The sequence below is a fragment of the Asticcacaulis aquaticus genome, from assembly GCF_028550415.1.
In the GTDB taxonomy this organism is placed as follows: Bacteria; Pseudomonadota; Alphaproteobacteria; order Caulobacterales; family Caulobacteraceae; genus Asticcacaulis; species Asticcacaulis aquaticus.
Map to the genome: position 1 here is coordinate 207,974 of NZ_JAQQKX010000005.1, position 18,457 is coordinate 226,430.

19 protein-coding genes and 1 tRNA gene are annotated in these 18,457 nt (G+C 60.7%); 8 read left to right on the forward strand and 12 right to left on the reverse strand.

The features are described 5' to 3' along the window. The first annotated feature begins 111 nt into the window (after nucleotides 1-111). Both PQU92_RS08500 and PQU92_RS08505 read left to right on the forward strand, forming a co-directional pair. Entirely contained in the window at nucleotides 112-1,275 is a 1,164-nt protein-coding gene (locus PQU92_RS08500) for an FIST signal transduction protein (RefSeq protein WP_272747788.1), read from the forward strand. A 1-nt stretch (nucleotide 1,276) separates the two neighbouring features. Beyond that, complete coding sequence (locus PQU92_RS08505) at nucleotides 1,277-3,133, forward strand: putative bifunctional diguanylate cyclase/phosphodiesterase (RefSeq protein ID WP_272747789.1); 1,857 nt, start codon at nucleotides 1,277-1,279, stop codon at nucleotides 3,131-3,133. A 56-nt stretch (nucleotides 3,134-3,189) separates the two neighbouring features. On the opposite strand, the gene PQU92_RS08510 is transcribed toward PQU92_RS08505, so the two are convergent. Continuing rightward, on the reverse strand, nucleotides 3,190-3,645 hold the full coding sequence (locus PQU92_RS08510; RefSeq protein ID WP_272747790.1) for a helix-turn-helix domain-containing protein: 456 nt from the start codon (nucleotides 3,643-3,645) through the stop codon (nucleotides 3,190-3,192). A gap of 14 nt (nucleotides 3,646-3,659) precedes the next feature. Then, nucleotides 3,660-4,154 carry a response regulator gene (locus tag PQU92_RS08515; RefSeq protein WP_272747791.1) on the reverse strand — a complete coding sequence of 165 codons (495 nt, stop codon included), beginning with the start codon at nucleotides 4,152-4,154 and terminating at the stop codon, nucleotides 3,660-3,662. Nucleotides 4,155-4,446: 292 nt separating this feature from the next. Between PQU92_RS08515 and PQU92_RS08520 the strand changes: the two genes are divergently transcribed. Next, nucleotides 4,447-4,863, forward strand: coding sequence for a hypothetical protein (locus PQU92_RS08520; RefSeq protein WP_272747792.1), 417 nt, complete (start codon nucleotides 4,447-4,449; stop codon nucleotides 4,861-4,863). Between the two features lie 4 nt (nucleotides 4,864-4,867). On the opposite strand, the gene PQU92_RS08525 is transcribed toward PQU92_RS08520, so the two are convergent. The 8 genes from PQU92_RS08525 to hemC all read right to left on the reverse strand — a co-directional run bounded on the left by PQU92_RS08525 (nucleotide 4,868) and on the right by hemC (nucleotide 10,696). Continuing rightward, nucleotides 4,868-5,533 carry a putative phage abortive infection protein gene (locus PQU92_RS08525; protein WP_272747793.1) on the reverse strand — a complete coding sequence of 222 codons (666 nt, stop codon included), beginning with the start codon at nucleotides 5,531-5,533 and terminating at the stop codon, nucleotides 4,868-4,870. Then, complete coding sequence (locus tag PQU92_RS08530; RefSeq protein WP_272747794.1) at nucleotides 5,497-5,928, reverse strand: hypothetical protein; 432 nt, start codon at nucleotides 5,926-5,928, stop codon at nucleotides 5,497-5,499. Before PQU92_RS08530 ends, PQU92_RS08525 begins: the two co-directional genes overlap by 37 nt. A 51-nt stretch (nucleotides 5,929-5,979) precedes the next feature. Further along, nucleotides 5,980-6,222 carry a hypothetical protein gene (locus PQU92_RS08535; RefSeq protein ID WP_272747795.1) on the reverse strand — a complete coding sequence of 81 codons (243 nt, stop codon included), beginning with the start codon at nucleotides 6,220-6,222 and terminating at the stop codon, nucleotides 5,980-5,982. A 196-nt stretch (nucleotides 6,223-6,418) separates the two neighbouring features. Further along, nucleotides 6,419-6,494 (reverse strand) — tRNA-Thr (locus PQU92_RS08540). Nucleotides 6,495-6,585: 91 nt separating this feature from the next. Continuing rightward, entirely contained in the window at nucleotides 6,586-8,130 is a 1,545-nt protein-coding gene (locus PQU92_RS08545; RefSeq protein WP_272747796.1) for a heme biosynthesis protein HemY, read from the reverse strand. Beyond that, nucleotides 8,127-9,056 carry a COG4223 family protein gene (locus PQU92_RS08550; RefSeq protein ID WP_272747797.1) on the reverse strand — a complete coding sequence of 310 codons (930 nt, stop codon included), beginning with the start codon at nucleotides 9,054-9,056 and terminating at the stop codon, nucleotides 8,127-8,129. Before PQU92_RS08550 ends, PQU92_RS08545 begins: the two co-directional genes overlap by 4 nt. A 21-nt stretch (nucleotides 9,057-9,077) precedes the next feature. Continuing rightward, nucleotides 9,078-9,755, reverse strand: coding sequence for a uroporphyrinogen-III synthase (locus PQU92_RS08555; RefSeq protein ID WP_272747798.1), 678 nt, complete (start codon nucleotides 9,753-9,755; stop codon nucleotides 9,078-9,080). Then, on the reverse strand, nucleotides 9,752-10,696 hold the full coding sequence (gene hemC, locus PQU92_RS08560) for a hydroxymethylbilane synthase (RefSeq protein WP_272747799.1): 945 nt from the start codon (nucleotides 10,694-10,696) through the stop codon (nucleotides 9,752-9,754). The genes PQU92_RS08555 and hemC overlap by 4 nt, the downstream gene beginning before the upstream one ends. 256 nt (nucleotides 10,697-10,952) lie before the next feature. Between hemC and tsaD the strand changes: the two genes are divergently transcribed. From tsaD to PQU92_RS08575, 3 genes are all read left to right on the forward strand, one after another. Next, on the forward strand, nucleotides 10,953-12,092 hold the full coding sequence (tsaD, locus tag PQU92_RS08565) for a tRNA (adenosine(37)-N6)-threonylcarbamoyltransferase complex transferase subunit TsaD (protein ID WP_272747800.1): 1,140 nt from the start codon (nucleotides 10,953-10,955) through the stop codon (nucleotides 12,090-12,092). Further along, nucleotides 12,089-13,105, forward strand: coding sequence for an NAD(P)H-dependent glycerol-3-phosphate dehydrogenase (locus PQU92_RS08570; RefSeq protein ID WP_272747801.1), 1,017 nt, complete (start codon nucleotides 12,089-12,091; stop codon nucleotides 13,103-13,105). Before tsaD ends, PQU92_RS08570 begins: the two co-directional genes overlap by 4 nt. Before the next feature lie 169 nt (nucleotides 13,106-13,274). After that, a complete protein-coding gene (locus tag PQU92_RS08575; protein ID WP_272747802.1) occupies nucleotides 13,275-13,613 on the forward strand; it encodes a Rieske (2Fe-2S) protein in 339 nt (112 codons plus the stop codon). On the opposite strand, the gene PQU92_RS08580 is transcribed toward PQU92_RS08575, so the two are convergent. Beyond that, on the reverse strand, nucleotides 13,610-14,356 hold the full coding sequence (locus PQU92_RS08580) for a creatininase family protein (RefSeq protein WP_272747803.1): 747 nt from the start codon (nucleotides 14,354-14,356) through the stop codon (nucleotides 13,610-13,612). The two genes, PQU92_RS08575 and PQU92_RS08580, sit on opposite strands and share 4 nt — an antisense overlap. Before the next feature lie 143 nt (nucleotides 14,357-14,499). Between PQU92_RS08580 and acs the strand changes: the two genes are divergently transcribed. Beyond that, nucleotides 14,500-16,431, forward strand: coding sequence for an acetate--CoA ligase (gene acs, locus PQU92_RS08585; RefSeq protein WP_272747804.1), 1,932 nt, complete (start codon nucleotides 14,500-14,502; stop codon nucleotides 16,429-16,431). Nucleotides 16,432-16,446: 15 nt separating this feature from the next. Here the strand turns inward: acs and PQU92_RS08590 are convergent, their stop codons facing one another. Continuing rightward, the gene (locus PQU92_RS08590; RefSeq protein ID WP_272747805.1) at nucleotides 16,447-16,896 is read right to left on the reverse strand and encodes a hemerythrin domain-containing protein; all 450 of its coding nucleotides are present in this window, start codon (nucleotides 16,894-16,896) and stop codon (nucleotides 16,447-16,449) included. Nucleotides 16,897-17,155: 259 nt separating this feature from the next. Between PQU92_RS08590 and PQU92_RS08595 the strand changes: the two genes are divergently transcribed. Further along, nucleotides 17,156-18,457: a hypothetical protein gene (locus PQU92_RS08595; protein ID WP_272747806.1), complete on the forward strand. Its 1,302-nt coding sequence runs from the start codon at nucleotides 17,156-17,158 to the stop codon at nucleotides 18,455-18,457.

Sequence of the window (18,457 nt, forward strand, 5' to 3'; positions counted from 1 at the left end):
ATTGATTTTCATAATCAAACCATTGTTATTTATTATTGGATTAACTCGATTTCGTAACGCGGTTCTAACCATTTGCTTCCAATTTAGAGGTCAGTACAGGGAGTAAGGTTCGTGTGGACCCAAAATATAAACTGGTCAGGCCTCGGCACTGATGATCCGCGTTTAGATATCCAACAGGCCAATCTGATATTCGTATTCGGGCAAACCGACGCCTTTTCAGAGGGCGGGGAAGGGATGCTTTCGGGTGTATCGGCCCTAAGGCAAGCGGCACCGCACGCTCATATCATTGGCGCCAGCACCGGCTCTTCGATCGCGGGTCAGGCCTTGCATGAAGAGGGGCTTCAGGCCCTTGCGATCGGATTCGAACGGGTAAGCCTGCGACAGGCCGCCGTGACCGTCGACGCCGCGCAGGAGAGTTATGACGCCGGTGTGAGGCTCGGAAAAGCATTGTTGGCCAACGACCTTCGCCACGTGCTGATGCTCAGTAAAGGGCTTGAGATCAACGGCAGCCAGCTTGCCGAGGGGATGACCTCGGTCATTGGTGATCGGGTGTCGCTGTCAGGCGGTATGGCGGGCGACGGTGCGCGGTTCGGGCAAACCTTCGTTCTTCTGGATGGCCAGCCTCAGGAACATATGGTAGCCGCCATCGGCTTCTATGGCGATGCCTTGCGTATCGGTACGTCCGCCAGCGGTGGTTGGCGCGAATTTGGGCCGGAACGCCTCATCACCCGCTCAGAGGGCAGCACCCTTATCGAACTTGATGGCGTCCCCGCGCTTGATCTTTATGAACGTTATCTGGGGGATGAAGCCGCGGGCCTGCCCGCATCGGCGCTGATTTACCCGCTGAAAATTCGCAATCCCGACTATCCGGACCGTGAAATGGTCCGGACGGTCTTGTCGGTCGATAAAGAGACGCGCACCCTGACCTTTGCCGGAGATATGCCCGAGGGCTGGTCGGCCCGACTCATGCGCGGTCAGTTCGACAATCTGGTGCTTGGCGCGGAGGCGGCCGCCGAAGAGGCGTTGAAAAGCCTGCGGCGCCTTGAGCCGGATTTGCGGCCGGAACTGAGCCTCATGGTGTCCTGTGTCGGCCGGCGTCTGCTCATGGGCCAAAGGACCGTGGATGAGGTCGAGGCCGTGTCGGCCATCCTGGGCGATGACGTGCCGCAGACGGGCTTCTACTCCTATGGCGAGATTGCGCCCCTGGCCGGTACGGGCGTCAGCGGGTTACACAATCAAACCGTTTGTCTGACCTTGTTTGCGGAAGTTCCGTAACATGCACCGTCTCTTGTCGCGTCAGATCGCCCGCGCCACGCAAAACGGCACTCTGGATACCGAAAAACTGATTGATCAGGTCGACGGGGCTTATGGCGATTTCGACCGGGACAATCATCGTCTTGATCGGGCCAGCCTGCTGATGTCGGAGGAACTGGAGGCCGCAAATGCGACGCTGCGCCGTTCTCTGCGGGAAATCAGCCGTCAAAGCCGCCGCTTTCAGGCAACGCTGGATAATATGCCGCATGGCGTTTGCCTCTACGACGATCAGGGACGTATCCTTGAATGCAACCGTCGTTTTTACCTGAAGTACGGTCTATCGGATCAGCAAACCTATCGCGGTTTGACCCTGACCGAAGCCCTGGCCAGCGGCGGGCAGCCGGACCGTATGGATTTGCCATGGCGTCTTCTGGTGATGGAAAACGTCGCTCTGCCCATACAGGGTTATGGTGAAATCGAACAGCACTGGCCTGATGGGCGCGTGATGCGTATTTCCCGCAGTGGGGTGGAGGGCGGCGGGTTTCTCGATACCATCGTCAATGTCACCGAGGCGCACAAAGCTCGCCAGCGCATTCAGCATATGGCGAGTTTCGACGCCCTGACGGACCTGCCGAACCGGGTTCTGTGTCGTGAGCGGCTCAAGGACGCGGTTGAGGCGGCCCGTGAGGGTGAAATGGGGGCTCTGTTGTGTCTCGACCTTGATCGTTTCAAGGCGGTCAATGACACGCTGGGGCATGCCGTTGGCGACCAGTTACTGGTTCAGGCAACCCGTCGTCTCAAAAAAATCCTCAAGCCGCAGGATACGGTTGCTCGTCTTGGGGGCGATGAATTCGCCGTGGTTCTGCGTCACTTGAAGTCGACCGCCGAAGCCCATCGTATCGCGCGCCGCCTCATTAGCCACCTCAGCATGCCGTATGAGATTAACGGCCATCAGGCGCTGATCGGTGCCAGTATCGGTATCGAATTTATCGATGAAAAGACATCCGGTGTCGATGAACTGCTTCGTAACGCCGATCTGGCGCTATATCGGGCCAAGGCGAATGGTCGCGGCAGCTTCGCGGTCTATGTACCCGAACTGCATGAGCAACTATCCGAACGTCGCCAGCTCGAAATAGATATGAGGCAGGCGCTCAAGGCCAATGAATTTTTTGTCCTCTATCAACCGTTTTACTGTGTCAAATCCCAAACCATCTGCGGCTATGAGGCTCTGGTGCGCTGGCGGTCTGCCAAGCGGGGTATCGTATCTCCGGCCGACTTCATTCCACTGGCGGAAGAAACGGGTCTTATAGAGGAGATAGGCGCGTGGGTTTTGCGTCAGGCCTGCACGGATGCGCTTGACCTGCCCGACCACATGACCATGGCGGTCAACCTGTCACCGGTTCAGTTCAAGTCCAGGAAGATAGTGCCTCTGGTGCGCACCATTCTGGCGGAAACGGGACTCTCACCGCAACGTCTTGAGCTCGAAATCACCGAAGGCGTCATGATCGGCGATCAGGTGGAAGCCCTCAGCATATTAAAGGGTTTAAAGGATCTGGGCGTCCGCATCTCGCTGGATGACTTCGGCACCGGATATTCTTCCTTCAGCTATGTGCGCGCCTTTCCGTTCGACAAGATCAAGATCGATCAGTCCTTCGTTCGTGATCTGGGCCGCACCACCGACAGTCTGGCCATTATACGCGCCGTTGCGGGCATGTGCAGCAGTCTGGGCATCACCTCGACTGCGGAAGGCGTGGAAACGGACGATCAGTTTCACATCCTTGAGGCCGAGCATTGCGATACGCTGCAAGGCTATCTGTTCGGTCGTCCCGGGCCGCTTCAGGCGTCGGACATCCAAACCGGCACGGCGGCCCAAGGTTAGCGAAACACCGCCTGTTCAGATGCGTCGGGCGAAATAGCCAGAGGGCGGGCGCCCCCTTATATGCCGTTGCCATGTAACGGTTCGACCGAGGTTTCGCGGTGATCCGCGACAATCGCTTTCACCAGTTCGGTGATTTTGCGCCTGATATCCGGACTGGATATGGTGGGGAAATGCCTGACCAATCCGGCACCTTCGGCGGTCAGAAGGAAGTGGGCTGTCGATGCGTCATCCATTGAAGCAGGTTCTGTCTGTTCAGAATTCCCGATGCCATCAAAGAAACGCGCAATCGGGCATCTGAGGAAGGTGGCCATGTCGTACAGAACCGACGCACTGACCCGATTCGTGCCACGTTCGTATTTTTGTATTTGCTGGAAAGTCTTGCCAACGGCCAGAGCCAACTCCAGTTGCGTCAGGCCCAGCGCTTTACGTCGACGCCGTATGGCCCTGCCGACGTGATGGTCGACCGGATGGATGCCGCGCGATGGTTGAGATTGGTTTTCCTGATTTTCCATGATCTTACTCGTTACTACACTTCCTGAGCGTTCGAGGATCGCCGATCCTCACCGGGGAAATCTTCGACTTTCCGCCGCCGGTCGGGCCCGAAATAGGCATGCGTCTTTATGAAGGCGCGCGGAGAGTTCACGATTTCTCTGATTTTTCTGTAGAGTTCGTTTGCCGTTACTGGCTTTGCACAAAATTCCGTAATGCCGGCGTCGCGCGCAGCAATTACGCGGGACCGTTCGGAGTGCGCTGTCAACATGATGATCGGTATATGCAGATTTGAACTGTCGGATGAGGTGCGGACCAGTTTCACGAACTCTATGCCGTCCAGAACCGGCATCATGTAGTCAACGATGACGATGTCTATCGGGTTGCTTCTCAGTAAATCGAAAGCTTCTACGGCATCGCGTGCCTCGACGACCTTCTCCGCACCAAAGCCACGCAAAATCGTCTTGATGATCGAAACCATGTGATGGTTATCGTCAACGACCAGAAAGCAGAGGCGCTTGAGAGAAGCCATGGGAGCCTGACGGCGGAACGCTGTTTATTTACACGACGGTACTGTACACAGTCTGCACTGAATTGGTTTCAAGTCGGTTAACTTTTAATCCCTAAAAATGGCGAATGCGGTGTCACTCGCAGGGCGCCTACCCATAATATGCAAGTTGAAAATGCGCTTGTTCATGGCGATGAAGATTTCTTTCTGAAATCGCGAAGTCAAAATGTGATATTCTGATATTGCAATATCATGATGTTGCGTGCTGTCAATAGAACTGCTATGAAAATGTGATATTCTTCTATCAGGTATTCAAGTGTCAGAGCCGACACCACGCGAAATGGTCGAAACCATCAATCGCATCATCAGCGAATCGAACACTGAGGAACTGGTGCATTTTCGTGAGTGCATACGCAAAGCTGCGGTCATGATGCCGCCCACCACCACACTGCGTCAGTTCCTTATTTTTCTTGAGTTTGGCGTGTCTGACTTGCGCGGTAACAGCATCAGCCTGTCAGAGCTTAAAGACCAGCACGATCAGCCAGACAATTTTGGCGGTAAGCTGTTTGCCAAAACCACCAGTAGCGCCTTCAACATGATCTTTGATGATCTGAAATGGCTGTCCAAGCGGCCAAGCGACAAAGACAGCCGGGTCAAGCTGGTGGAAATGACGCCAGAAGGCCGCAAGGCGCTGTTCAGCATCACCAAGAAGGTTGATGTGAAACGAGACTGACCGATCACAGTGCCATTCGTTGACCGCTTGACGGATAATAGGTCTCAACCAAGTTGCGAAACTCAGTGTTGGTTGGTGTCTGTGCGAACTTAATCAGAAGCTCAAATTCTGGCAGCGAGAGACAGCCTGTCAGAACATTGGCGTATTCCATCTGATCGGCTTTAGGCTGCTTGCTGATCATCCAGAGAATGTTGCGCAGGTTCATCACATACAAAGACGCATGATTGCGGGCGTCTTCGTCATTCAGGCGCGGTATAATGGCGGTAATGGCTTCACGACCAGTCCACTTTTGGAACTTCATCTTCTGACGATGATCGTCAATTTTGCTCAACAGATAATGAAACTGAGTCATGAACCGCGCGTCATCGGCGGCTTGTCGGGCGTCTGCTATTTCCTGCCTTTGTTGAACAATGCCGTAAGCCACACCGATCACGATAATGGCTGAGAACAGGCAATTGGCCGCACCGAACATGTCGCCAAAGGTTCCCCTCAAAGCGAAGTAGTCACCATGCTGTGCGGCATCTTTTGGCACATGGCTAAAAAAGCAAAGTGTGCCGAACCATGCAGCGCCTACAAACAAGATGGCGCAAAGCCATAGCCAGTGTTTCGCAATGAATTTCATAACCACCTGCATCAGAACTCTGGCTTGGGCGCTTTGCCGTTGCTGCATTTAGCCCAACCTGATTGGAATCCGTATTCGGCAAACTCGCCATAGCAGTAGCCAGCCTTCTCAAGCTTGTCGCTTAGGGCATCGCGCTCATCACATGCCTTCATGGTCTTAGGATCGTCACCAGAGCCGCCACGGCACTGTTCGTTCAGGTCTGCATAATGGGTCAACAGCGCCTTATCGGCTGTGGTTGATGCTGCCTGTTTGAACTGAGTGTACAGGTTCAATCTGCCATTGGTGGCATCATCGAAAGCCGCGCCAATTATGGTCTGCGGATTGTACTGAATGCGGTTGATGACCTGCCCGTTCAGAGTTTGCCGGATAATCGTACAGGGGTTCGCACAGGTCGTAATGACCATCGAATTTTCGTCTTGCAGATAATAGAGACCGTCTTTCACCCCAAGATATTTGAACGCAACAAAGCCAGCCGCGCCTACACCGGCTTCGCGTTATGCCTCTGAAAGCGTCTGCGCGTAAAGATAGATGCCGTCTTCATTGGCGCTGTAATTGTGGTCAGGCACAGACGGAACTTCGGCCACTACCGGCAGGGCGGTCGCAGATGATTGCGTGGCAATGCCGGTTGGTTGTTCAGCTATTGCAGAGCTTGTTTCGGCTGGCGGTGCTTCATCGGAGGGTTTGCCGCCACATGCGGTCAGCGCCAACAAAAACACCAATACCCAAGTCTGCTTCATAGTCCGCCCCTCAAAATTGCAGAGCGATGTTATTGCACCATTGGGTGACAGGCAATGCCGCTGTAAAAATTCGCCGGATGCAACTATCGGAGTGTGCAACAAAGTGTGCAACATTTTGGGCAAAAGTGTGCAACATGGTCGAGCGGCCATTTCGCAAGCGTCTGATTTTATTGGGAAAATTTATCAGAAAAAGTAGTGGTGCCGCTTAGGTGACTCGAACACCTGACCCCATCATTACGAATGATGTGCTCTACCGGCTGAGCTAAAGCGGCACTTATGCGCGGGCGAAAAGAGACGCCCGTCCGGTTCGGAGGGCGTTTCTTTACAGGCAGGTACGCCCGCTTGGCAAGGGGGCCGGATGAATTATTTTGTGGGTTTTGCGCGTTTGGCGCGGGGCTTAACGTCCGGCACAACCACCGCCTCGTCAAGGTCATGCCCGGCCACCGCCGCGTCGTAGCCGTCCGGGGCTTCCGCGAGGTTGTCCGGCAGCGGCGCGGGGGTGCCTTTCTTTTGCGCCGCGCGGACGAACGGCATGGACGGCATATAGCGCGACGGCATGTCGGGCACGTCGGGCAGGCCTTTCTCGGACCGCTCATGGCGGGGATGGGCCAGCGCGCCGGTTTCGGCATAGGTCAGGACCAGCGCCGTCCAGTCGGCGGGCGTATAGGCAAAGGCCTTGCCTTCCGGATCGAGGTCCGACCAGTCGGGCTCGGACCGCGCCAGCGACGCCTTGGCCACCCAGTTGCGGGCGCTGTCGATATCGTTGGACGCCAGGGCCGCCTTGGCCATCAGGCCGCAGACGCGCCGCGTCACGCGCTCTTCGCTCAGATCGTCCTCAAGGGTGGCGGTGGCGGCGGCGATGTCCTCGCGGCTGTTGTTGAGCACGGCGCGCTCGACCGTCAGCAGGCGGCTTTCGCGATGCGACGGGTTGCGGTCGATCAGGCCGTTCAGACGGCGGGCGCGGTCCTTCGGCGTCTCGTCCGACACGAGGTCGCGATAGGCCAGCCAGATCGCCGGGTGCGGGGCGGCGGCGTAAGCGGCCTCAAGCACGTCCTCGGCGCGCCCCAGCTTGCCATGCGCGGCCAGAAGGCGGGCGGCGATGACGGCGGCAGGGGCAAACATCGGTTGCAGCTTGGCGGCGCGCACAGCGTAGTCCAGTGCCTGTTCGCGCATCTGGGCGTCGGTCGCGGTTTCCAGTTGCGCGGCCGACGCCGCCATCAGCGAGGCACGGGCGCGTTCGGAAAACAGCGGCGAGACCAGCTTGCGGTTCAGCGCGCCTTCGACAAGCGCCAGGGCCTCGGCCCATTCGCCAGCGGTGATCTTGGCTTCGAACAGGGTCTTGAAGGCCCACATGGCGGGCTTGGCCTGATTATAGGCGTCGGTGGCCAGACGGATGGCCTCGCTGCGGTCGCCGGAAGAGATGGCGAGGTTCATTAACCCGCGTAAGCCTGCCAGTTTCAGCTCCGGCACGGTCAGCATGGCCGTATAGGCGGCGCGGATGGCGGCGGTGTCGCCGGCGGCATCGGCGGCAAAGGCGTTGAGGATGCGGACCAGCGCCACATTATCGTGCAGGTCGACGGCCTTGACGGCGTGGCGGCGGGCTTCGAGACCGTCACCGGACGCGACGGCCAGAAACCCCCGTGTGAGGATGTCTTCGCCCTGACGGCGGCGCGTGGCGGCGCGTTTGCGCTCGGCGCGTTGCGGCGAACGCGACAGCCACAGGGCCAGGTTCCAGAAGCAGACGGCGGCAAAGGCCATCAGGCCGATGACGATGACCGCCGTGGCGGCTGAGGTATCGATGCGGTAGCCGAGCCAGACGAGGCTGGCCGTGCCCGCTTCGCCGGTGGCGCTCAGGGCGACCACGACCAGAATGATGATGCCGAGAAGGATCAGGAGGGTGCGGATCACAGGGCGGTCCCCGTATTGACGGTGGTATAGTTGGCTTGTGACAGGCGGCTCAGGGCATCGACCGTGATGCGGCGCGTGGTGGTGTCGACCAGCAGGCGGTTGCGCGCCCTGGCCAGCCACGGAGCCAGCGCGTCCTGAGCGGGTTTGGGCAGGGTGGCCAGCACGGCCAGAGCCCCGGCGAGGTCGCCCTCATCAAGGCGGCCCTGCGCCTGAAGGAGCAGATTGTCGGTGCCCTTGGCCGTGCCATCGACGCGGCGGACGCTGATCAGGCCGTTCAGCGCATTGCCGATGCGGCCGAGGAAGCTGTCGTCGTCGGTGGATTTGGCGGCGGTCTGGGCGCGGGCGGCGTAGGCCGGGAACTCAATGGCCAGCGACACTTCTGACGGCACGCCCTTTTGCGCCAGCGGGCGCAGCGGTGCCAGCAGCGACGTGTCGGTCAGGCTCTTTTCGACGTCGGCCAGTTCGCTCAGGAAGGGCTGCGAGCCCTTGGCGGCCTGTTGCAGACCGGCAGCGGCGGTGGCGGACGCCGCGGCCTGAACCAGCAGGCGCTGATTGGCCTCAAGACGATCCATGCGCTCGCTCAGGCGCGAGGCGAGGTTGGGGTCGCTATAGACCGGGGCGGTGGCGGCGGTCGCAGGCGTTTCCACCGGCACCGGGGCGGGTTGCGATTTGAGTGCGTTCAGTTCGGCGGTCAGGCGCGCGATTTCGGCATCCTTGGCCGACGGGGCGGGCTCGAAATAGGCGGCCACACCCTTGTTCAGGTCTTGTTTGGTCTTGTCCTTGTACAGGCCGTAACCGAGGGCCAACAGGGCCAGGACTACAAAGACGACAGGAAACGCAAAGGCGATGATCAGCGGACCGCGCGCCCATTTCGTCTTTTCCGTATCGGTTACGGTGGAGCCGTTGAGAGAGAGGTCGTCGGTCATGGGTATCCGCGCTTTTTTTGGTTATGTCAGCAGGTCTAGCATGGCCGCCTCGTCAGGCGTAGCGGCCACCCTTATGTTTAGGCCTGCGGGCGGTAAATTTCCAGTGACCAAATTCAGGCTTTCGCGCAAGGCGCGGGCGGTATTGTCCGAGATGCAGATAACGGTGAGAGTGGCGTCGCGGAGATAGGGCGCCGCCAGCGTAGCGGCGCGCGGCGAATGCAGCAGGACATGGGTGAGGTCGGTGACCGTCACCCCGGCCTTGCGCTCGACCGTGCGATAGAAAATGGCGCGGGTGACATCGTAGCCGTCGAGGTTCGACAACAGGTCGCGCGCAGGCGTTTCCGGTGAGACATACAGATAGCGCCGCGTGGGATCGGCGGTTTTCAGAAGGTCGAGCAGGTCTCCCGCATCGCCGCTTGCGCTGTGGACCGTGGCGAACCCGGCGCGGCGGGCGGCCTCGGCGGTGGTATCGCCGACCGCCCAGACCGTGTGATCGCGCGCGTTATGCTGCGCACAAAAGGCCTCAAGCCCGTTGGGGCTGGTGACGATCAGGTCGTCGAACGCCGTGGGATTAATATCGGGGTTGAGGGTGTCGACGCTCAGCAAGGGATCGACCCGTGGCATGAAACCCAGCGCGGCGACCTTGGCGGCGGTAACCGTGGCGGCGGGCTCGGTGCGGGTGATCCAGACGAGGGTCACGATGTGTATTGGATCAACTGGTCGCCCGCCTCGTCGCGGATCGATTGGCCCAGTCGCAGACCGAGCGCATGAGCCGTTTCCGGCGTCGGGGCGCTGAGCGTTTCCCGCCGCTGCCAGCGGGTCTTGCCGTCGGCGGTCAGGGCCTCGACGAACAGGGTCAGGGTGCTGTCCGCGATGGTCGCATAGGCTCCGACGGCGGTGCGGCACGAGGCCTCTAATGCGACCAGCGCGCCGCGTTCGGCGGAAATTTGCAGGAAGGTATCGGAGTGGTGCAGGCGGGCGATCCACGCCTGATCGAGGTCGGCGGTCCGGCATTGGACGGCCAGCGCGCCCTGACCCGGCGCGCAGGGAAACTGCTCCGGGTCAATATAGGATTTGATGTGGGCTTCGAGCCCCATGCGTTTCAGACCCGCAGCGGCGAGCAGGATGGCGTCGCAGTGCCCGGCCTCCAGCTTCGACAGGCGCGTATCGACATTGCCGCGCAGCATGACGATCTCAAGGTCGGGCCGCACGGCCAGGGCCTGAGCCTGACGGCGTAGCGAGGCGGTGCCGAGTTTCGCCCCGGCGGGCATATCCTCTAAGCTATGATATTTCAATGAGACGAAGGCGTCGCGCGGGTCTTCGCGCACCGGAAAGGCGCACAGGCTGAGGCCGGGGATTTCTTCGGCGGGCATGTCCTTGAGCGAGTGGACGGCGACATCGACTTCGCCGTTCAACAGCGCGTCCTCGATTTCCTTGGTGAAGAGTTGCTTGCCGCCGGCCTCGATCAGGCGGCGGTCCTGAATGCGGTCGCCCTGAGTCGTGATGATGACCAACGGCGCAAGGTCGTGCGCGTGCATCGGGTCGTGGCCGAGCGCCGTGACGATCTGGCGCTGGACCCAGCCGCATTGGGTGGTCGCCAGACGCGAGCCGCGGGTGCCGATTTTCAGGAGTGCCGTCATGGAAGAGCGCTTTCGATTATACGCGGTCTTTCCTAAATTTTAGCGCAGAGGCTTGCAAGCCCCTTGACGTGCGGCCATTTGCCCTTTTGAGGTTTCGGACTCCTCCTAATCCCCTCTCCCTGAGGGAGAGGGTGGCCTGAAAGGCCGGGTGAGGGGGAACTGGTAATTGCGTGCTCGGTGAAACATTTCCCCCTCACCCTGCGCTGCGCGCTTCCCTCTCCCTCGAGGGAGAGGGGGTAAAGGAAGTTTCCGGCTCATGGCCAATAGTTTGTGCGTTCTGGGTATCGAATCGAGCTGTGACGAAACGGCGGTCTCCGTTGTGCGGCGGGCCGACGACGGCACGGTCGAAGTCCTGTCCTCGGTCATCCATTCTCAGGTCGTGCAACACGCCGCCTACGGCGGGGTCGTGCCGGAAATCGCGGCGCGCAGCCACGTCGAAACCATCGACGATCTGGCGCGGCTGGCGCTTCAACAGGCCGCCGACAAAGGCGTCACCGCCGACGACCTTGATGCCGTGGCGGCGACCGCCGGGCCGGGCCTGATCGGCGGGGTCATGGTGGGCTTGTCGTTTGCCAAGGGGTTTGCCCTGTCGCGCAGCCTGCCCTTGATCGGGGTCAACCATCTCGAAGGCCATGCCCTCTCGGTGCGTCTGACGCACGATGTGAAATTTCCCTTCCTGCTGCTTCTGGTGTCGGGCGGCCATTGTCAGTTGTTGTCCGTCAAAGGCGTCGGCGATTACGAACGGCTGGGCACCACCATCGACGACGCAGCGGGCGAGGCCTTCGACAAGATCGCCAAGACGCTCGGCCTCGGCTATCCCGGCGGCCCCGCTTTGGAGCGCGAGGCCAAGACCGGGGACGCCACGCGCTTTGCCCTGCCGCGCGCGCTTTTGGGCCGCAAAGACTGCGATTTTTCGTTTTCGGGTCTGAAAACCGCCGCCGCCAAGATTGCCATGGAGCAGGTGAAGACGCCGCAGGATCGCGCCGATCTGTGCGCCTCGGTGCAGGCGGCGATTGCGCGGCAACTGGTCGAGCGGTCGGCACGGGCGATGGTTGATTTTAAAGAAGCGAATACGGTTGAGAAGCCTGCGTTCGTGGTCGCCGGTGGGGTTGCGGCCAATCAGACCGTGCGCCGCGAACTGACGGCTCTGGCCGATAAACACGGTTTTGAATTTGTTGCGCCGCCTCTGGCCTATTGCACCGACAATGCGGCAATGATCGCGCTGGCGGGCCTCGAACACTTTGCCGAAAAGCGCGCCGCGCCCGATTTCGATGGGGATGAATTCCGTCGCGAGAGCCTGACGACGGTGGCCCGTCCGCGCTGGCCCCTTGACGAGCGCCGCGCTATCAGTGCACCCATACACAAGAATTCGGGACGCAAGGGAGCCAAGGCTTGACCCAGTTTCAGGAAGCGCAGCCTTTTCAAAAGGTCGGCGTCATCGGCGCGGGCGCGTGGGGCACGGCTTTGGCCGCCGTTGCCGCGCGGGCGGGCCGCGAGGTGCTGCTGCAATGCCGTGAGCCGGAGGTCGCCGAATCGATCAATAGCCGCCACCAGAATCACCTCTATCTGCCGAATATCGAACTGGCGCCGGAGCTTAAGGCAACGGCGGATCTCGCCGATCTGGCCGACTGCGATCTGGTCCTGGCCGTGCCCCCGGCGCAGCATATGCGCGCTACGCTCAAGGCCTTTGCGCCCTATGTGAAGGACGGTCTGCCGATCGTCCTGTGCGCCAAGGGCGTCGAGCGTGGCTCCGACTGCCTGATGAACGAGGTGCTGGCGGCGACCCTGCCTCAGGCCCGCGCGGCGGTCCTGTCCGGGCCGTCGTTTGCCGCCGAGGTGGCGCGTGGTCTGCCGACGGCGGTGACGCTGGCGTGCAAGGACGCCGAACTGGGGGCGCGGATACTGAAAACCATCGCCACGACGACCTTCCGGCCCTATCTGATCGACGACATGGTCGGGGCCGAGGCGGGCGGCGCGCTGAAAAACGTGCTGGCTATCGCGGCGGGTATTTCCGAAGGCAAGGGGTTGGGGCGGTCGGCTCACGCGGCCCTGATCACGCGCGGGTTTGCCGAGATGACGCGTCTGGCCGTCGCGCTGGGGGCTGAGGCCGAGACCATGGGCGGCCTGTGCGGCATGGGCGATCTGGTTCTGTCGTGTTCGTCGCCGCAATCGCGCAATATGAGTGTCGGTCTGGCGCTGGGTGGCGGCAAGACCCTCGCCGAAGCTTTGGAAGGCAAGATTTCGGTCGCCGAGGGCGTCGAGTCCGCGCCCGCCGTCAAGCATCTGGGCGAAAAGATGGGCGTCGAACTGCCGATCTGCCACATGGTCGCGACGATCCTGTCCGGCGAAGCCAGCGTCGATGAGGCCATCGGCGAACTGATGTCGCGTCCGCTGAAGACGGAACGGTAAAAAACATCCTCCCCTGTGAGCGAAGCGATACGGGGGAGGTGGCGCGGCGCTCGCGCTTGCGCGAAGTCCGCGACGGAGGGTGCAAGCCACGCAAAGAATGCCCCCTCCGTCTGCTCGCTTAGCTCGCATCCACCTCCCCCGCTTTGCAGGGGAGGATGTAAGGTGAAATATGACCCATCCCCCCTCTGGCACCGTTATCTGTAGCTGGGCCGACCTGCAAGCGACCGGCACGGTGCTTTATCGCGCCGACGGGTTCGAAGGCTTCGTTATCCTCGATGACTACCTGCCGCGCGGCTATGTCGATGCCTGTCCGCACAACGGCATGCCTTTGGGCGGCGATCAGGAAGAAGTCGATTACCAGACGCGCGAACAGGACGTCATTATCTGCCGCTGGCACGGGGCGTCGTTCCTGAAAGACACGGGTGAGTGCATCGGCGGCCCCTGCGCCGGCGACCGTCTGGAGCCTTGGCCGGTCGAACGTCGCGGCGACGAGGTGGTTGCTCTTTAAGGCCGCACTTCGGTGCTGAACTTTTCGACATCCTTCAACAGCGCCGGGACCGCCGCGTCGATGATTTCCTGACCTAGCGCAATCGTGGCCAGCGACGAGTCCGCGCCGATGCGGCCGTCGGCAAAGCGCGCGCGGTAATCGAGTGCGTCGCGGATCGGGCCGTTGGGCGCGATCTTCGGTTCCATCGGCACGTTGCGCACGGCGTCGGGATAGGCGGCGTAGGTGACGGCGATCTCGGACGGCGTGGCGTGGCTGCCGTGGCCGACCGGGAACTGTCGCGCGCACAGCGACGCAATCCCCGGCAGATCCCACCAGTTGGTCAGTTTCAGCGCGAACGGGCAGCGGATGCCCTTATAGGACCACTGGCTGTAGATTTCCGAGAAAGCCGCTTCGATCGAGGCGACGTTACCGCCGTGGCCGTTGAGGAAATAGATGTGCTGAAAGCCGTGCCGTCCCAGCGATTTCACCCAGTCCTCGATGGCGGCCATAAAGGTCGAGGGGCGCAAGCTGATGGTCCCGGAAAAAGCGAGGTGGTGCTGGGCCATGCCGATATTGAAGGTCGGCGCGACGAGGATATTGCCCTGCTTTTCCGCCGCGTGGGCGATGATTTCCGGGCACAGCCAGTCGGTGCCGAGCAGGCCCATCGGGCCGTGCTGCTCGTTGGAGCCGATGGGGATGATGACGGTCTTCGAAGTCTTCAGGAAGGCGTCGATTTCGGGCCAGGTCGAATGGGCGAGCAGCATGGGAACCTCGGTATCTTTTGTAACCGTTGTTTAGGCCTTTCGACGACGATTGACCACGTTTTTTTGAAGCGGTGACCCTCGACACCGGGGGAGGGCAGTGCTTATTTCAACATAAGGACCAAGAATAAAATACCGAGGACGCCATGACCGATACGACGCTTTTTCCTGTGCCCGACGACTTTGCCCGCGCCGATACGGTCACGGCAGCACAGCTTCAGGCCCAGCGCGATCTGGTGAAAAGCAACCCCGACGCCCACTGGCGCACACTCGGCAACGCGCTCGACTGGACCACGCCGTTTACCCAGGTCAAGGACGTGTCTTTCAACCGCGAAGACTTCCGCATCCGCTGGTTTCATGACGGCAAGCTCAACGTTGCGGCCAACTGCATCGACCGCCACCTGCCGGACAAGGCCGATCACACGGCCTTCATCTTCGAGGGCGACGAGCCGGGCGTCTCTTACAAAATCACCTATGCGCAATTGGCCGAAGCGGTCGGCAAACGCGCCAACCTGCTGAAAAAGTATGGTGTAAAGAAAGGCGACCGCGTCACCATCTACATGCCGATGGTGCCGGAAGCGGCCTATTTCATGCTGGCCTGCGCCCGCATCGGCGCGGTCCACAGCGTCGTTTTCGGCGGGTTCTCGCCCGACAGTCTGGCCGGACGCATCCTCGATTGCCAGTCGCAATATCTGATCACCACTATCGAGGGACGGCGCGGCGGCAAGGCCATCCCGCTCAAGGCCAATGCCGATCTGGCGCTCTTACAATGCCCGGATGTCAAGACGGTCTTCGTTACCGGCGAAGGCTGCTCGATCAATCGCGAAGGCCGTGATGTCTGCGTCGAGACGGAACTGGACGGCTTAAGCGCCGACTGCCCGGCGGAGCCGATGAACGCCGAAGACCCTTTGTTCATCCTCTACACCTCGGGCTCGACGGGCAAGCCGAAGGGCGTACTGCACACGACCGGCGGCTATCTGGCCTGGGCGGCCTACACCTTCAAGACCGTCTTCGACTGGCAACACGGCGACGTCTACTGGTGTACCGCCGATGTCGGCTGGGTGACGGGACATTCCTATGTCGTCTATGGCCCGCTGGCCAATGCGGCGACCTCGCTGATCTTCGAAGGCGTGCCGAATTACCCGACCAACAGCCGGTTCTGGGAGGTCATCGACAAACATCAGGTGACGACCTTCTACACCGCACCAACGGCCATCCGCGCCCTGATGCGCGATGGCGATGCCCCGGTGCTGAAAACCTCGCGTAAATCCCTGCGTCTGCTCGGCAGTGTCGGCGAGCCGATCAATCCCGAAGCGTGGCTGTGGTATCACCGCGTCGTCGGCAACGGCAATTGTCCCATCGTCGATACGTGGTGGCAGACCGAGACCGGCGGCCATCTGATCACCCCGGTACCGGGGGCGACGGCGCTCAAGCCGGGGTCGGCAACGCATCCGCTGCCCGGCGTCGAAGCCTGTCTGGTCGATGCCGAGGGCAAGGTCCTTACCGGGGCGACCGAGGGTAATCTGTGTTTGTGCGATTCATGGCCGGGGCAGATGCGCTCGATCTTCGGCGACCATCAGCGCTTTATTGAGACCTATTTCTCGACCTATCCGGGGATGTATTTCACCGGCGACGGCGCACGCCGTGACGAGGACGGTTATTACTGGATCACTGGGCGCGTCGACGACGTGCTGAACGTGTCTGGGCATCGTCTGGGCACCGCCGAGGTCGAAAGCGCGCTGGTCGCGCACTCAGCCGTCGCCGAAGCCGCCGTGGTCGGCTTCCCGCACGATATCAAGGGGCAGGGCATCTATTGTTATGTCACGCTGGTCAAGGGTGTAGAAGCGACCGACGCCCTGAAAAACGAGCTGCGCAACTGGGTCAGACGCGAAATTGGCCCGATCGCCTCGCCGGATGTCATCCAGTGGGCGCCGGGGCTGCCCAAGACGCGTTCCGGCAAGATCATGCGCCGTATCCTGCGCAAGATTGCCGAAGGTGCGCCCGATCAGCTGGGGGATATCTCGACCCTGGCCGATCCGTCAGTGGTCGCCGATCTGGTCAAGGGCGCGGGTCTGTAGCCCGCGCCACTATAATCACGCATCCGCCATCATCTCACGCTTGAGCGCGTCCATGTCCCTGGCCAGTTGCCGGGCCTGAGCCGCATCGAAATAGCTTTTGGCTTTCTCGAACAGCGTGCCTTCCTCTTCCTCGAAATGGTGGGCGCAGGCGTGTTTCAGCTCACCGAAATGGATCATCCACTGATCGCTGGACGGCGAGGCGGACGAAATCTGCTTGAGGAAGCCTTCGATCTCGTCGTGTTCTTCGGTGGTGTGATCGAGTTTCTTCTCGACCGCTTTCGACCGCGTCGCCTTTTCCATCGCCGCATAGAGGCTCTGCTCCTCGGCCTTGGCGTGGATGATCAGTTCGGCCTTCAGGGTGCGAAAAATGTCGAGGCGTTTGGCGGTCGTGCGGGCCTTTTCGACCTGCTCCATCAGGTCTTCGAAACGACGGTGGTCTTTCTTGATATAGCCATAGATATCCATGGGAAGCTCCTCGGGGTACTTTGTGGTTGGATATCCACCATCTCCGAGCCCGCATAAGGTTGATATGGCGCACCCTGAGCCCCTGTGTAAGCGGTAAATAAGCCGAGCCTTAATGCCTGTCGCAACGCCCCAGGGTTGTCATGAGATGGCAACGCCTGTACAAGACGGAATGTTTCAATTTTGAAATATGCCGGACGGTCGGTCGTCCGGAGGTGTCGAGGGGGTTGCCGCCGTAGCGCGGTCAAAGGGGGAAGTTATAATGCATGCATATCTGCGTAAGGCCTTGATTTTGGCTGCCATTCCGTTCGCGGTCGTCATGGTGCATGGCTGCGGTGGCGGTGGCGGTGGCGGTGGCAGTTCGAGCGGCGGCGGGTCGTCCTCGACCTCGTCGTCTTCGTCGTCCTCCAGCTACGCTGCGGGAGCGGTCATCACGGTCAACACACGCACGGGGGTTTTCCGCGGCGATACCGTGGTTACCGGATTGAAGGGGGGCAACTATGTCGTCGCCTGGACCGATCGCGCCGTCGTGGCGGGTACGCCGGATACCGCCGGATCAGCCATCCTGTTGCGCATCATCTCCCCTGCGGGTGCGGCGGTGACAGCGGAGCTGACCGCCAACACCACGACCGCCGGTGATCAGAGCCGACCCGCCATACTGGCGCTGGAGAACGGCGGATTCGTCGTGGCCTGGGAAGACACCAGTACAACGTCGCGCGCCATTCGGGGGCAACTTTTCGATGCCAATGGCGCGAAGTCGGGCGCGGAATTCAAGGTGAATACCACGACGGTGGCCGACGGCCTCACCAGTCAGATCATACCGGTCAGTGGCGGCTTCATGGTGGTTTACCGCGACCGGGCGCAGGACCTGATGGCGGTGACGACGCGTGACGGGGTGAGGGCGCAAATCTATACCCCTTCGGGTGCCGTGGTTGGTTCCGAACTGCTGCTCAAGAGTTTCCCGACGGGCTTTATCGGCGGAACGGTGCCCTCTTATATGGCGGTGGGCCTCACCGACGGCACCTTCGTCGGGGTTTATGACGACAACGCCATTCCCAACACCTCCGGCATTCTCAAGGCGTCGGTACAGCGTTACAGCGCTCTGGGCGTCACCTCGGGTGCGCCCATCGCTTTGGCGGGCGGTCAGGAGGCCTTTGGTGCCAGTCTGCTGCCGTTGGAAAATGCAAGGTTTGTCGCTCAATGGACGCTGTCGGGACCGTCGGCCTATAATCTGCGTAGTCAGGCCTATGCCAGCGACGGTTCAACCTATGGCGCGACCGTCAGCGTGACCAACAGTACCACCGTCAGCGCCAGCTATCGTGGCGGCGTGGGCCTGACGGGTGGTAATTACGTCCTGTTGTACGAGGTCAATAACCGCTTGGCGGGGCAGGTCATTACGCCCGAAGGCACGAAGTACATGGCAGAGTTCGAGGCCATGTCGGGCATTTCACTTGATGCCGTATCCATTGGTGCGTCGCCGAACGGCTTTGCGGTGACCTGGGCCGACAATAGCGGCACGGGGCCTAACAAGCCTATCTTCCTGCGTATCTATACGCGGCAATAG

Coding starts and splice junctions, on each gene's coding strand:
- PQU92_RS08505 (WP_272747789.1), top strand. CDS start 1,277: ATGCACCGTCTCTTGTCGCGTCAGATCGCCCGCGCCACGCAAAACGGC.
- PQU92_RS08510 (WP_272747790.1), bottom strand. CDS start 3,645: ATGGAAAATCAGGAAAACCAATCTCAACCATCGCGCGGCATCCATCCG.
- PQU92_RS08515 (WP_272747791.1), bottom strand. CDS start 4,154: ATGGCTTCTCTCAAGCGCCTCTGCTTTCTGGTCGTTGACGATAACCAT.
- PQU92_RS08525 (WP_272747793.1), bottom strand. CDS start 5,533: ATGCAGCAACGGCAAAGCGCCCAAGCCAGAGTTCTGATGCAGGTGGTT.
- PQU92_RS08535 (WP_272747795.1), bottom strand. CDS start 6,222: ATGAAGCAGACTTGGGTATTGGTGTTTTTGTTGGCGCTGACCGCATGT.
- PQU92_RS08550 (WP_272747797.1), bottom strand. CDS start 9,056: ATGACCGACGACCTCTCTCTCAACGGCTCCACCGTAACCGATACGGAA.
- hemC (WP_272747799.1), bottom strand. CDS start 10,696: ATGACGGCACTCCTGAAAATCGGCACCCGCGGCTCGCGTCTGGCGACC.
- tsaD (WP_272747800.1), top strand. CDS start 10,953: ATGGCCAATAGTTTGTGCGTTCTGGGTATCGAATCGAGCTGTGACGAA.
- PQU92_RS08575 (WP_272747802.1), top strand. CDS start 13,275: ATGACCCATCCCCCCTCTGGCACCGTTATCTGTAGCTGGGCCGACCTG.
- PQU92_RS08580 (WP_272747803.1), bottom strand. CDS start 14,356: ATGCTGCTCGCCCATTCGACCTGGCCCGAAATCGACGCCTTCCTGAAG.
- acs (WP_272747804.1), top strand. CDS start 14,500: ATGACCGATACGACGCTTTTTCCTGTGCCCGACGACTTTGCCCGCGCC.
- PQU92_RS08590 (WP_272747805.1), bottom strand. CDS start 16,896: ATGGATATCTATGGCTATATCAAGAAAGACCACCGTCGTTTCGAAGAC.
- PQU92_RS08595 (WP_272747806.1), top strand. CDS start 17,156: ATGCATGCATATCTGCGTAAGGCCTTGATTTTGGCTGCCATTCCGTTC.